Below are 14,219 nucleotides of genomic sequence, written 5' to 3' on the forward strand. Positions count from 1 at the left end.
GACCCCACTCAACCGATGGAACCGATGGGACCCGGCGCGTCCGCCGAGTCGGCCGAGCGGGTGACAAACCTTCTGTGTCTGTCATGTGAATCGGGCGGCATCGATGTGAATAACGCCACGATCGCGCTAAACGATCACAATTGCCTGCAAGAGTGTCCTCACCTTGCTCATGCGTTCTTTGCGGGCCGTTCACGTCATCGACGACTGTTCCCGGTCAAAGATCCACAAAAAGTCACCTGGGAGCACGTTCCGTGGCAGCCCTTGCGCGCTGGTGCGTCCGGCACCGCCTCGTCGCCGTTCTGCTCTGGCTTCTCGCCCTCGGCGGGATCAGCGTGGCCGCCGCCGTCGTCGGCCCGGCGTACTCCAATGACTACGAGGTCCCCGGCACCGAGTCCGGCCGGGCCACCCAGCTGCTGCGGGAGGGCTTCCCGGGCCTCGGCGGCGACAGCGACACCGTGGTCTGGCACACCCCCTCCGGCACGGTCCGCGCCGTCGACGTCGAACAGACCATGACCCGCACCCTGGACCGGATCGAGACCCTGCCCGGGGTGTCGTCCGTGACCAGCCCGTACAAGGAGGCCCGGGGCGCGAGCCAGATCAGCCGCGACGGGCACACCGCCTACGCGACGGTCACCTTCGCCCGGCCGGCCCAGGACATCCCCGAGGCCCAGACCAAGGCCGTGGTCACGGCCGCCCGGGGCGCCCAGGGCGACGGGCTGGAGGTGGAGGTCGGCGGCAGCGCCGTGACCGTCCCCGGGGCCTCCGGCGGGCATGTCGCCGAGATCGTCGGCGTGGCCGTGGCCGGGGTCGTGCTGCTCCTGGCGTTCGGCTCGCTCGCCGCCTCCCTGCTGCCCCTGGCGACCGCCCTGGTCGGCGTCGGCACCGCCTACGGCGCCATCGAACTGCTCGGCCACGCCATGACCGTGGCCGGTTTCGCGCCGATGCTCGGCATGCTCGTCGGGCTCGGCGTCGGCATCGACTACGCGCTGTTCATCGTCACCCGCCACCGACGCGGCCTGAAACGCGGGCTGAGCGTCACCGAGGCGGCCACGGACGCGGTCGCCACCACCGGGCGGGCCGTCGTCTTCGCCGGCGCGACCGTGTGCATCGCCCTGCTGGGCATGCTGATCCTGCGCCTGAGCTTCCTCAACGGGGTGGCCGTCGCCGCCGCCTCGACCGTCGCGCTCACCGTCGCGGCCTCGGTGACGCTGCTGCCGGCCCTGCTGTCGTTCATCGGCCCGCGCGCCCTGAGCGGCCGCGAGCGGCGCCGGCTGGCCGAGCACGGCCCCGAACCGGTGCTGCCCACCGGGTTCGCCGCCCGCTGGTCGGCCTTCGTCGAACGCCACCCCAAGCTGCTCGGCGGCCTCGCCCTGGCCGTCATCACCGTGCTCGCGCTGCCGACCTTCTCCCTCCACCTGGGCACCTCCGACCAGGGCAACGACCCGAAGTCGTCGACCACCCGCAAGGCCTACGACCTCGTCGCCGAGGGCTTCGGCCCGGGCGTCAACGGCCCGCTCACCCTGGTGACGCGCGTCGACGGCGCCGAGGACCGGCTCGCCCTGGACAACCTCGGCACCACCCTGCGCGGCACCCAGGACGTCGCCGCGGTCACCCCGGTGACCTACAACACCGGCGGGACCACCGCGTACCTGACCGTCGTCCCCGACTCCGCGCCCCAGTCGCAGCGCACCAGTGACCTCGTCGACCGGCTGCGCACCGGGGTGCTGCCCCGCGCCGAGACGGGCACCACGCTGGACGTGCAGGTCGGCGGGGTGACGGCCGGCTACGACGACTTCGCCGACGTCATCGTCGGCAGGCTGCCGCTGTTCGTCGGTGTCGTCATCGGCTTCGGCTGTGTCCTGCTGCTGCTCGCCTTCCGGTCCGTCGGCATCCCGCTGAAGGCCGCCGCGATGAACGTCGCCGCCGTCGCCGCGGCCTTCGGCGTGGTCGTCGCGATCTTCCAGTGGGGCTGGGGCAGCGAGTTCCTGGGCCTCGGCCGGGCCGGGCCGATCGAGCCCTTCCTGCCCGTGATCATGGTCTCGGTGCTCTTCGGCCTGTCCATGGACTACCAGGTGTTCCTGCTCACCCGGATGTACGAGGAGTGGCTGGAGACCGGCGACAACCGCCGTGCCGTCCGCATCGGTCTGGCCGAGACCAGCCGGGTGATCAACTCCGCGGCGATCATCATGATCTCCGTCTTCCTCGCGTTCGTGCTCGGCGGGGACCGGGTGATCGCCATGTTCGGCATCGCGCTCGCCGCCGCCGTCGCCCTGGACGCCTTCGTCCTGCGCACCCTGCTCGTACCCGCCCTGATGCACCTGCTCGGCCGCGCCAACTGGTGGTTGCCGCGCCGCCTGGACCGCGTCCTGCCCCGGATCAGCATCGAACCGCCCGAGTGCCGCGCGGCCCAGCAGCGACTCTCCGGGGTCGTGGCGGCCGTGGCGCGGGGGCAGGAGCGGCACGCAGAACAGCGGCGGGACGTACGGGACACCCCTGCGTGAGCCGCGGGACACCCGTGGGCGCACAGCCGGGTCACGGCCCGGCGCCCGGCGATCATTAAGGCAGCTCTCAGACAGCGTCCGTACGGTGCCCGGCATGGGAACCAAGACCGCGGACGAGACAGCCACCGCAGACACCACCACGGACGCCACCGCACAAGCCACCACGGACACCACAGCGGACACCTCCGCACAGGAGAAGGACCAGACCGGCACGACCGGTGAGACCGGCACGACCGACGAGGCAAGTGCGACGGATGAGGCCGCCGCGACGGACGAGGCCGGTACGGCCGCCGACGCCGACGCCGGTGACGCGGAAGGCGGGAAGCCCGCTCCCTCCGGAGTCGGCCAGGGCGCCGGTGCCGTGGTCTCCGCCGCGCTCGGCCTGATCTCGCTCAGCGGCAGCTGGGTGGGGACGGTGGCCGCCGCGCGCGAGCAGCTGATCGGCCAGCTGCGGACCTCCACCTCCGCGAGCGTCGCCACGCAGCTCAAGGAGGTCTACGGCGACTCCTGGCACACCACCGCCCTGTGCGGCGGGCTGTTCGCGCTCCTGGCTCTCGTCGTCGGCGTCGCGGTGCTCGCCCGCCCCGCCTTCGGGAGCCCGGGCCGAACGCAGGCGGCGTGGATCAAGTCGGTCTCCTGGGCCGGTGTGATCCTCGGCGTCATCGGCCTGCTGCTGGCCGTGCTGAAGTTCAGCGACGCGCTGCTCGCCCTGCCGTCCACCTGAGCGGCACCCGCGGGCGGCAGCACCCCGGACCCGGGCGGCAGCATGCCGGATCCGGGCGGCAGCACCCCAACCCGGTCCCTCAGCATCCTGGACGAGCGGTTCGCGAGCCCGGGCAAGGGCCTTAGGACCCCTCAGGGACACCCCGGGCGGATCTGAGGCCCACGGCGCCGCCGAAGATGCGGAACTCGCCCGATGCGGCCGGCCCCCCTCAGCACCGAGTGTGGAGTCGTCCGGCGCACCACGCCGGAGCCACCACGTTCCGGGGAGGGACACCATGGTCGAGTACGAGATCCACCGGCTGCGCGCCGCCGAGCTGCGCCACCTGGCCGCACACCAGCGGCTGGTCGGCGAGGCCCTGCGGGCCCGCCGGGCCGCCCGGCGCTCAGCCGGCGCCGAGGCACCCGGCCCCCGGGCGGACACCCACGGCCCCCGCCGGAACCGGTTCACCCGGGCCGCATGACGGCGTCGGCGGACGAGCCCGCGGCCCCGGGCGCCCTCGCCAGGGTGAGGACCGGCGCCGCGGCGGCCCGCGCCACGACGACCGGCACCCCGAAAACCCGGGCCGAGAGGAACGGTGCCGAGAAGACCGGTCCGGCGACGACGGGGGCGGAGAAGACCGGTCCGGCGACAACGGGGGCGGAGAAGACCGGTCCGGCGACGACGGGTACCGAGGAGGCCGGCGCGGCGAAGACCCGTACCGAGATGACCGGCGCGGCGAAGACTCATGCCGAGATGACCGGCGCGGCGAGAACCGGTCCCAACAGACCCGCCACGGCGAGAACCGGTCCCGACAGACCCGCGATGGCGAAAACCGATGCCGCACTGTCGGACCCTCGTGCGATCCTCAGGGCCGTGGAGACCAGGTCCGTCAGTCCGGTGTTCGTCGGCCGTGCCAGCGAGTTGGACACGCTGCACGGCGCGCTGTCCCGTGCCGCCGCGGGAGAGCCGCAGGCCCTGCTGATCGGTGGTGAGGCCGGTGTCGGCAAGACACGGCTGATCGAGGAGTTCGCGGCCGCCGCCGGGCGCCGGGGTGCGGTCGTCGCGGTCGGCGGCTGCGTGGAGATCGGCGCCGACGGGCTGCCGTTCGCCCCGTTCTCCACCGCGCTGCGGGCGCTGCGCCGGGCTCTGCCCGACGCACTCGCCGCCGCGGCGGCCGGCCAGGAGGAGGAACTGGCCCGGCTGCTGCCCGAGCTGGGCGAGCAGCCCGTCGCCCGGCGGGCCGGCCGGCACGACGAGGAGGGCACCGCCCGCCTGTTCGAACTCACCGCCCGCCTGCTGGAGCAGGTCGCCGCGCAGCACACCGTGGTCCTCGCCCTGGAGGACCTGCACTGGGCCGACGCCTCCACCCGGCACCTGCTGGCCTACCTCTTCCGCACCCTGCGCACCGGCCGCCTGGTCGTCCTGGCCAGTTACCGCTCCGACGACATCCACCGCCGCCACCCGCTGCGCCCCCTGCTGGCCGAACTGGACCGGCTGCGCACCGTGCAGCGCATCGAGCTGGCCCGCTTCACCCGGCAGGAGGTCGGCCGTCAGATCGCCGGCATCCTGGCCGCCGAACCGGACCCCGCCCAGGTGGACGAGATCTTCGAACGCTCCGACGGCAACGCCTTCTTCGTGGAGGAACTCGCCGTCGCCGCCCATGAGGGCTGCTGCGCCGACCTCAGCGACTCGCTGCGCGACCTGCTCCTGGTCCGGGTCGAGGCGCTGCCCGAGCGGGCCCAGCGCATCGTGCGCATCGCCGCCGAGGGCGGCTCCACCATCGAGCACCGACTGCTGGCCGCCGCGGCCGGGCTCGCCGAGGACGACCTCATCGAGGCGCTGCGCGCGGCCGTGAACGCCAACATCCTCATCGCCGCACCCACCGGGGACGGCTACCGCTTCCGGCACTCCCTGGTCCGCGAGGCCGTCGGCGACGACCTGCTGCCCGGCGAGCGAGCCCGCCTGAACCGCCGCTACGCCCAGGCACTGGAGGCCGACCCCACGCTCGTCCCCGCCGACGAGCGCGTCATGCGGCTGGCCAGCTACTGGTACCACGCCCACGACCCGGCCAAGGCGCTGCCCGCCGTCCTGGCCGCCTCCGTCGTGGCCCGCGCCCGCCACGCCTACAGCGAGCAACTGCGCCTGCTGGAACGGGCGATGGAGCTGTGGGACACCGCCCCCGAGGAGGTGCGCGAGCAACTGCGGCCCGTCGACTACACCGAGGTCTACCCTCCCTGCGGCTGCGACCCCGCCACCACGCCCCTGCGCTACCTGGACCTGATGGCGGAGGCGGCCGTCGCCGGCCGCCTGTGCGGGGAGCGGGAACGCGCCCTGAAGATCACCAAGCGGGCGCTGCGCCTGCTGGAGGAGGAGCACGACCCCCTGCGGGCCGCCTGGTTCTGGATCCAGCGCTCCCGGCTGGTGCAGGCCAAGGCGCAGGGCGACGGCTGGGCGGAACTGGCCCGCGCCCAGGAGCTGGTGCGGGGCCTGCCGCCGTCCGAGGTGCACGCCGAAGTCCTCGCCAACGTCGCCAACTGGTCGATGGTGCACGAGCCCGGCCCCGAGGCGTTCTCGGCCGCCGAACGCGCCGTGGAGTACGCGCGCATGGTCGGCGTCCGGGAGATCGAGATGTCCGCGCGCCTCACCCTGGGCGGGCTCATGGTCCAGTCCGGCGACGTCGAGGCGGGACTGGCCGAGATGTACGAGGTCAACGAGCGCACCGTGCAGGAGGGCCTCGCCGTGGTCGCCGGGCGCTCCTACGTCAACCTGCCGTCCGAACTGGAGGCCGTGGGCCGCTCCCGCGAGGCCGTCCCGCTGCTGGAGCGGGGGATCGCCCACACCCGCGGCCACGGCCTGCTCGACCAGGAGGCATGGGTGTGGGGCAACCTCGCCGAGTCCCTGTTCACCATGGGCCGTTGGGAGGAGGCCGCCGAGGCGGCGTCCCGGTCCCGGCGGGTCGGGCAGAGCGCCAAGCCGCGCGCCTTCCACGCCCGGGTCCGCGCCGAACTCGCCGTCGCCCGCGGCGAGCTGGCCGAAGCGGCCACGCACCTGGCCGAGGCCCGCGCTCACTTCGGCACCCACGACTTCGCCCCGCAGCACGCCCTCCCGCTGGCCCGGCTCGCGATCGAGATCGCTGCGGGCGAAGGCCGCCTGTCCGACGCCCGCGCCGAACTCGACCGCGTCCTGGACACGGCTTCCCGCCCGGCACCCAGCGCTACGGCTGGCCCCTGCTGCTGTCCGCCGCCACCACGGAGGCCACCGCGGTCGGGCTGCCCGGCGCCGACCCCGGGCGGCCCCGCGTCCTGGACCGCATCCGCCGGGCCGCCAAGGCACTGCCCGCCGACGTGCCCGTCTGGCAGGCCCACGAACGCTGGGTGCGGGCCGAACTGCTGCGGGCCGAGGGCCGCGGCCGACCCGACGACTGGACCGAGATCGTCGCCGCCTTCGAGACGCTGGAACGCCCCTACGACCTCGCCCGCGTCCGTTGCCGCCTGGCCGAGGCGCTGCTCGCCGGCGACGACGACCAGCGCCCGCGCGCCACGGAACTGCTGCGCCTGGCGCACGCCACCGCCGAGCACCTGCGGGCCCGCCCGCTCGCCGACGCCGTCGCCCAGGTTGCCCGGCGCGCCCGCCTGCCCCTGACCTGCGCCCCGCGGCAGGCCGCAGAGCCCGCCGATCCGGCGCAGGCGCTGGGCCTGACCGGCCGTGAACGCGACGTGCTGCGCCTGGTCTCGCTGGGCCGCACCAACCGCCAGATAGCCGAGGAGCTGTTCATCTCCCCGAAGACGGCCAGCGTCCACGTCTCGAACATCCTGGCGAAACTGGCCGTCTCCAGTCGCGGCGAGGCGGCCGCGGTGGCCCACCGGCTGGGGCTGTTCGCCCAGGACGCGGGGGAGCGGCTGGTCGCGGGACTGTAGCCCGGACAGGCTTCAGGACACCCGCAGCTCCAGGATCCGGTCGTCGCCCTTCTTCGGGTCGCCCCGGCCGTCGGTGTTGCTGGTGACCAGCCAGAGCCTGCCGTCGCCCGCCGGCGCGACCGTGCGCAGCCGGCCGTAGGTGTGCGTGAGGAACGCCTGCGGGGCCGCCGCCGCCCGCGTGTCCTTCAGGGGGATGCGCCACAGCCGCTCGCCCTTCAGGCCGGCCATCCAGATCGAGCCCTCGACGTAGGCGATGCCGCTGGGGGAGGCGACGTCCGTGTGCCACTGGGCGATCGGGTCCTGGTAGCGGGGGTCACCGGACCTGCCTTCGGCGTCCGGCCAGCCGTAGTTGGCGCCCGGCTTGATCGCGTTCAGCTCGTCCCAGGTGTCCTGACCGAACTCCGAGGCGAACAGGCGCTGCTTGTCGTCCCAGGCCAGGCCCTGCACATTGCGGTGGCCGTAGCTGTAGACCGGGGAGCCGGGGAAGGGGTTGCCCGGGGCCGGCTCGCCCTCGGGCGTCAGGCGCAGGATCTTGCCGCCGAGGTTCTTCCTGTCCTGTGCCAGCCCCCGCCGGCCGCTCTCGCCGGTGCCGGCGTACAGCATCCCGTCCGGGCCGAAGGCGATCCGGCCGCCGTTGTGGACGAAGCCCTTGGGGATGCCCTTGAACACCGTGTCGGGCGCGCCCAGTTGCTCGCCGGCGGGCTTCGCCGGGTCGTACAGCATCCGCACGATGCGGTTGTCGGAGGCGGAGGTGAAGCAGGCGTAGACCATGTGGTCGGAGGCGAAGCCGGGGGAGAGCGCGATGCCCAGGAGGCCGCCCTCGCCTTCCGGCGCCACCCCGGAGACCGTGCCCAGCAGGGTCTTCCGGCCGGTCTTCACGTCCACCCGCGTGATCGTCGCCTGGTCCCGGGAGGACACCAGAAGAGCGCCGTCGGGCAGCTCGGCCAGGCCCCACGGGGAATTCAGGCCCTGTGCCACCGTCCGCAGCACCTTCACGGAGCCCTTGGCCGGCGGGGTGCTCTCCCGGTCCGGCGCCGAGGGCGACGGCGCGCCGGCCGTACGGCTGGGCGCACCCCCGCTCCCGCCACCCCCGCCGGGCGACGACCCGCCCGAGGAGCATCCCGCCACCAGCAGCACGGCGGCGGCCAGCACGCCCGTCACAGCTCGGCGTCGCACGATCCCGTCCCTTCGTCGCAGCGGCCGGCGGTCACTCGCACACCGCCCACGCCCTCCAGGTTCCCGCCCGGACGCGGCCCCCGCTACGCGCACCGCGCGCGCACGTCAGTCCCACGACCCCCGCGCCGCCGGCAGGTGCCGCAGCTCCGCCAGGTCCTCGGGGGTCAGGCGCAGCCCGGCCGCGCCCGCGTTCTCGGTGGCCCAGCGGGCCTGCTTGGTGCCCGGCACCGGGATCACGTGCGGCCCCTGGGCCAGCACCCAGGCCAGGGCCACCTGCGCGGGGGTGACGTCCGCGCCGTGGCGGGCGGCCACGCGGCGCAGCCCGGCGACGATCGGCTGGTTCGCCGCCATCATCTCGGCGGTGAACCGCGGGTGCCGGGCCCGCAGGTCGTCCGGTTCGAAACCCTGCCCGGGGGTGAGCGTGCCGGTCAGGAAGCCGTTGCCGAGCGGCATCGCCGCCAGGAAGCCGATCCCGCGCGCCGCGCACCAGGGCAGCAGCGAACCCAGCGCCTCCGGGGACCACACCGACAGCTCGGCCTGTACCGCGCTCACCGGGAAGACCTGCTGCACCCGCTCCAACTGCCGGATCGTGCCGTTGTACAGCCCCGCCCCCGACCGGCGCCCGCCGCGCACCCCCACGGCGCACAGGCCCAGCGCGCGCACCTTCCCGGCCCGCACCAGCTCCGCCATCGCCCCCCAGGTCTCCTCGACAGGCACCTCGGGGTCGGCGCGGTGCAGCTGGTACAGGTCGATGACGTCCGTCTGCAGCCGCCGCAGCGAGGCGTCGCAGGCCCGCCGGACGTAGCCGGGCCGCCCGTTGGCCACGATGTGCTGCTCGCCCACCAGCAGGCCCACCTTCGTCGAGACGAAGGCCTCCGAGCGCCGCTCCTTCAGCACCCGTCCGAGCAGCAGCTCGTTGGTGAACGGGCCGTACATGTCGGCGGTGTCCAGCAGCGTCGAGCCCAGGTCCAGCGCCCGGTGCACGGTCCTGAGCGACTCCGTCCCCCGCTGCCGCGACGCGCTGTACGCCCAGCTCATCGGCATGCACCCGAGTCCCACGGCCCCCACCGCGAGTGCCGTCGCGCCGATCGTCCTGCGCTCCACCTCGCCGTAACCCTCCCTCGCCTGCGCTTCACCAACCTAACCTCTGGCCGCGCCCGCCCCTGACATAGCCTCCTGCCATGACTGGTGACGTGTGGCTGCCCATCCCGCCGGAGGAGATCGAGGGGCTCCCCGAGGGGCCGACCTACCTGTTCTGGGACGGGGGCGAGGACGGCACGCAGGAGTACCCCGCGGACCCGGCCGACTGCGTGTTCTACGTCGTGCCGTACATGAAGCCCCCGGGCATCGGCGTCCGTCCGATGCCCCGCATGACCTCGGTGCGCGTGGTGCAGACGCTGTCCGCCGGCACCGACCACGTCGAGCCCGGGCTGAAGGACCTGCCGCCCGGCGTCCACCTGTGCAACGCCCGCGGCGTGCACGAGGCGAGCACCGCCGAGCTGGCGCTCGCGCTGATCCTCGCCTCCCTGCGCGGCATCCCCGGCTTCGTCCGGGCCCAGGACCGCGGCGCGTGGCAGGGAGGTTTCCGTCCCGCGCTGGCCGACAAGAACGTCCTCATCGTCGGGTACGGATCCATCGGTTCCGCCATCGAGGACCGGCTCGCGCCGTTCGAGGTCGCGCGGGTGGCGCGCGTGGCGCGCTCCGGGCGCACCACAGCGCGCGGTCCGGTGCATCCGCTCACCGATCTGCCCGCTCTGCTTCCGGACGCCGATGTCGTCGTGCTGTCCACGCCCTTGACAGACGCCACCCGCGGCCTGGTCAACGCCGGTTTCCTGGCCCGGATGAAGGACGGCGCGCTCCTGGTGAACGTCGCGCGCGGCGCCGTCGTCGACACCGAGGCGCTGCTGGCCGAGCTGGAGAGCGGCCGGATCACCGCCGCCCTCGACGTCACCGACCCCGAGCCGCTGCCCGCCGACCACCCCCTGTGGCACGCTCCGGGCGTGCTCGTCACCCCGCACGTGGGCGGCCCCACCTCGGCCTTCCGGCCGCGCGCCGAGCGGTTGCTGGTGGGGCAGTTGCACCGCTTCGTGAACCACGAGCCGCCGGCCAACGTGGTCCTCACGACGGGCGCGGCAGGCGCCTAGCGACGCCGCGGGCACCGTCCGCGACGCCTCGGACGCGCACGGTGTCCGCCCGCCCCCTCGTCGGTCACGCAGCGTAGAGGCCCTATGTCCCTGAGTGACGATCCTGGTGTATCGTCCCGACAGGGGCTGCGCCGCGACCTTCGGCGCCGGGGACGGACATTCCAGACTGCGAGGGGGGCGACGGGCGATGTACGGCCTATGGACGAACGATCCGACGCGGCGGGGCCGCCACCGACGACCCTGGCAGGCGGCCGCCCGCAGACGCGGCCACCACGGCGGTCAGCACAGCCACCACCCCGGACAGCAGCACCGGAACGGCCGGCCCGGCCCCCAGCAGCACCGCCGGCCCAGCGGCCGCCGGAGGCACACGCACACGCCGCACCGCGACCCGCGGGACCCCGCGGCGCGGACCGGAGGAATCCGGTGACGCCCTCGCCTCCGGCCACGACCGCACCGGATGCGGCGGGGACCGCCCGGGTGGCCCCGGGGGCGCTCCCGCAGCGGTCGTCCGCAGGCGTCGGCGGCCCCCGCCGCCCGGCACCGCAGCTCGTCGTGGCGCTGCTGTGCGCGGGATACGCCGTCGGTTCCGCCTGCGGCTGGGGTTCCCACGAGCTGGCGCTGGTCATGGGCGACTTCGGGCTGGCCGCCGCGGCCGGCACCGCCGCCGTCTCGTGCGTCCTGTACGCCCGCGACCGCCGCGTCCGCTTCCGGCCCGCCTGGCTGCTGTTCGCCTTCTCCCAAACGATGGCGGCCCTGGGCAACGCGGTCTGGGGCTGGTACGAGGTCGTGCTCGGCGAGCGGGTGCCCAACCCGAGCTACGCCGACCTGTTCTTCCTGTGCTTCGCCCCGCCCGCGATCATCGGCCTGCTGGTGCTCGCCAAACGGCCGGTGACCAAGGCCGGCTGGGTGTGCCTGGCCCTGGACGCCTGGCTGATCGGGGGCTCGCTGCTCACCCTGTCGTGGAGCCTGGCCCTGGCCCAGGCGGCCTCGTTCGACGGGCCGAGCGTCGCCCACACCGCGCTGTCGCTGGCGTACCCGCTGCTCGACATCGCCCTGGTCAGCATGGTGCTGGTGCTGCACTTCCGCCGCAGCCCGATCAACCGCACCGCGGTGAACACCGCGATCGGCGGCCTCGCCCTGACCGTCGTGAGCGACGCCCTGTTCACCTCGCCGCTGCTGCACCACACCTACCGCTCGGGGCAGCTGCTGGACGCGGGCTGGTTCGCCGGCTCGCTGCTCCTGGCGTACGCCCCCTGGGTCAGCCGCCGGATCGCGCCCCAGGCCGCCGAACGGCACGACCGGGACGAGCACGACGCACCCCGCACCGCCCTCGGCACGGCCGGCGGACACCCGCGGAACCACGCCGGCGAGCACGCCGGGAACCGCACCGACGAACACGCGAGGAACCGCACCGACGAGCACGCCGGGGACCTTGCGGGCGGCCACGGGAGACACCACGCCGACGGCCACCCGCCGCACCGGGACGGGACGCACCGGCGCGGGGCGGACGGCCGCACGCCCACCGCCGACGGCCACGCGCCCGCCGCGCCCGATCCGGGGCCCGGGCAGGCGCCCCGACGGCGCACCGCCCCGCTCGGCGGCCCCGGGCTGCCGTCCGTACCGGGCGGCGACCACGACCGCTATCCGGCGGGCCGGCCCATCGCCGGCTCCCTCGCCGCCCTCACCCCGTACCTCGCGGCCGCCGTGTGCACCCTCGGGATCCTCTACAACGTGCTCAACGGCCACCGCGTCGACCGGGTCGTCCTGATCACCGCGGGCGCCGTCGTGCTCGCCCTCGTGATGCGCCAGGGCATCATGCTGCTGGACAACATCAGCCTCACCCAGGAACTGGCCGAGAAGGAGAACCACTTCCGCTCCCTGGTGCAGGGCTCCAGCGACGTCATCATGATCGCCGCCCCCAACGGCATCCTGCGCTACGTCTCCCCGGCCGCCGCCGGGGTGTACGGGCGGCCGGCGGAGGAACTGGTGGGCACCGAGCTGGCCAGTCTCATCCACCCCGAGGACCTGGGCTGCGTGGTGCACGAGGTGCGCCGCTTCCTCGCCGCCAGCCCCGAGGAGGAGCCCACCACCCGCATCGAGTGCCGCTTCCGCTTCGGCGGTGGGGGCACCTCCCACGCGGGCGAAGCCGAGAGCGGGGGAGGGTGGCTCAACGTCGAGTCGACCATCAACCGCCACCACGGCGGGCTGATCTTCAACAGCCGGGACGTCACCGAGCGGGTGCGCCTGCAGGCGCAGTTGCAGCACAACGCCGAGCACGACCCGCTCACCGACCTGCCCAACCGGGCCCTGTTCACCAAGCGGGTGCAGCAGGCCCTGTCCGGCCGCCGCTCCACCGACCACGGCACCGCCGTGCTCTTCATCGACCTGGACGGCTTCAAGGCCGTCAACGACACGATCGGACACCAGGCCGGGGACGAACTGCTCGTCCAGGCCGCCCGCAGACTCCAGGACGCGGTGCGCCAGGGCGACACCGCCTCCCGGCTGGGCGGCGACGAGTTCGCGGCGCTCATCGTCGGGGACGGCGCCCACGACCGCACGGCCCGCGAAGGGCACATCCTGGAGCTCGCCGACCGCCTCAGGGTGACCCTCTCCCAGCCGTACGTCATCGAGGGCAACGACGTCCGCGTCGCCGCCTCCATCGGCGTCGCCTTCGCCGAGCCCGGACTGGGCGCGGGGGAGCTGCTGCGCAACGCCGACCTGGCGATGTACCGGGCGAAAGCGGCCGGCAAGGGCCGCGTCGAGCTGTACAAGCCGCAGATGCAGCAGGACGTCGTGCGCAAGGCGGAGCTGGCCGGCCGGCTCAGGTCCGCCCTGCACGACGGCGAGTTCACGCTGCTGCACCAGCCCGTGGTGGACCTGGCCGACGGCCGGATCACGTCGGTCGCCGCCCAGGCGCGCTGGCGCTCCTCCCAGGGCGTGCTGTTCACCCCGGCCGAGTTCCTGCGGGTGGCGGAGGACAGCGACAAGACGGCCGAAGTGGGCCGCTGGGTGCTGGAGCAGGCCGTCGAGCAGGCCGCGGAACGCGCCCGTGACCGCCTGGCGGTGCCCGTGGTCGTGCGGATGGGCGCCCGCCGCCTGGTGGACCGCTCCCTGCCGCCCGGCACCGTGGAGACGCTGCTGACCCGGCACGGGCTGCCCTCCGACGGCCTGGTGATCGAGCTGTCCGACACCGACCCGCGGGTCTCGCTGGACGAGCTGGAGCGGCGCCTGTCCGCGCTCCGGCGGCTCGGCGTACGGATCGCGCTGGACGGCTTCGGCAGCGGGCACGGCGCGATCACCGCCCTCAGAAGGCTCCCCGTGGACATCCTCAAGCTCGACCGGGGCCTGGTCGAGGGCGTCGTGGAGTCCGCCCGGCTGCACAAGATCACCAGCGGGCTGCTGCGCATCGCCGGCGACCTCGGGCTGCAGTCCGTTGCCGACGGCGTCGACCTGCCCGAGCAGGTCGTGGCGCTGCGCGCGATGGGCTGCACCCACGGGCAGGGCATGGCGTTCTCCGGGCCGCTGGAGGAGTACCGGCTGCGCCGGGCGCTCGCCTCGGGCCACTACCCCGTGCCGCACGGCCCGGCCGAACCGGCGTTCGCCGGGGGCGTGAGAGAACCGGAGGGGCGCGTCGGCATCGAGGGCGCGCCCCCGCGCAGGCCCGACGGGCTGAGCACGTTCGTCTCCTCGCCCCCGACCATGGCCCCCCGGAGGTGAGCACGCCACGCAACCCGCAGGTGAGGGAGGTGCGCGGCCGGGCGCGGCCGGCCGCGCGGCT

The 14,219-nt window shown here is 74.3% G+C and carries 7 protein-coding genes and 1 pseudogene; 6 read left to right on the forward strand and 2 right to left on the reverse strand.

The features are described from left to right. Positions 1-251: 251 nt before the first annotated feature. From GV126_RS22965 to GV126_RS22980, 4 genes and pseudogenes are all read left to right on the forward strand, one after another. Entirely contained in the window at positions 252-2,501 is a 2,250-nt protein-coding gene (locus GV126_RS22965; RefSeq protein WP_159669950.1) for an MMPL family transporter, read from the forward strand. A 94-nt stretch (positions 2,502-2,595) separates the two neighbouring features. After that, positions 2,596-3,225: a hypothetical protein gene (locus tag GV126_RS22970; RefSeq protein WP_159669953.1), complete on the forward strand. Its 630-nt coding sequence runs from the start codon at positions 2,596-2,598 to the stop codon at positions 3,223-3,225. A 274-nt stretch (positions 3,226-3,499) separates the two neighbouring features. Beyond that, positions 3,500-3,685 (forward strand): hypothetical protein, encoded by a 186-nt coding sequence (locus tag GV126_RS22975; protein WP_159669956.1) that lies wholly within the window; start codon positions 3,500-3,502, stop codon positions 3,683-3,685. Between the two features lie 380 nt (positions 3,686-4,065). After that, positions 4,066-7,121: pseudogene (locus GV126_RS22980) on the forward strand (helix-turn-helix transcriptional regulator). Positions 7,122-7,133: 12 nt separating this feature from the next. Here GV126_RS22980 and GV126_RS22985 read toward each other — a convergent pair. Next, on the reverse strand, positions 7,134-8,297 hold the full coding sequence (locus tag GV126_RS22985; protein ID WP_236570077.1) for a PQQ-dependent sugar dehydrogenase: 1,164 nt from the start codon (positions 8,295-8,297) through the stop codon (positions 7,134-7,136). A 105-nt stretch (positions 8,298-8,402) separates the two neighbouring features. Beyond that, the gene (locus tag GV126_RS22990; RefSeq protein ID WP_159669959.1) at positions 8,403-9,401 is read right to left on the reverse strand and encodes an aldo/keto reductase; all 999 of its coding nucleotides are present in this window, start codon (positions 9,399-9,401) and stop codon (positions 8,403-8,405) included. A gap of 77 nt (positions 9,402-9,478) precedes the next feature. Here GV126_RS22990 and GV126_RS22995 point away from each other — a divergent pair, with 77 nt between their 5' ends. Both GV126_RS22995 and GV126_RS23000 read left to right on the forward strand, forming a co-directional pair. Then, entirely contained in the window at positions 9,479-10,441 is a 963-nt protein-coding gene (locus GV126_RS22995; protein ID WP_185947853.1) for a 2-hydroxyacid dehydrogenase, read from the forward strand. A 198-nt stretch (positions 10,442-10,639) separates the two neighbouring features. Next, positions 10,640-14,158, forward strand: coding sequence for a putative bifunctional diguanylate cyclase/phosphodiesterase (locus GV126_RS23000; protein ID WP_438947859.1), 3,519 nt, complete (start codon positions 10,640-10,642; stop codon positions 14,156-14,158). Positions 14,159-14,219: the final 61 nt, after the last annotated feature.

Source organism: Streptomyces mexicanus (assembly GCF_902506575.1).
Taxonomy (GTDB): domain Bacteria; phylum Actinomycetota; class Actinomycetes; order Streptomycetales; family Streptomycetaceae; genus Streptomyces; species Streptomyces mexicanus.

Coding starts and splice junctions, on each gene's coding strand:
- GV126_RS22970 (WP_159669953.1), top strand. CDS start 2,596: ATGGGAACCAAGACCGCGGACGAGACAGCCACCGCAGACACCACCACG.
- GV126_RS22975 (WP_159669956.1), top strand. CDS start 3,500: ATGGTCGAGTACGAGATCCACCGGCTGCGCGCCGCCGAGCTGCGCCAC.
- GV126_RS22995 (WP_185947853.1), top strand. CDS start 9,479: ATGACTGGTGACGTGTGGCTGCCCATCCCGCCGGAGGAGATCGAGGGG.
- GV126_RS23000 (WP_438947859.1), top strand. CDS start 10,640: ATGGACGAACGATCCGACGCGGCGGGGCCGCCACCGACGACCCTGGCA.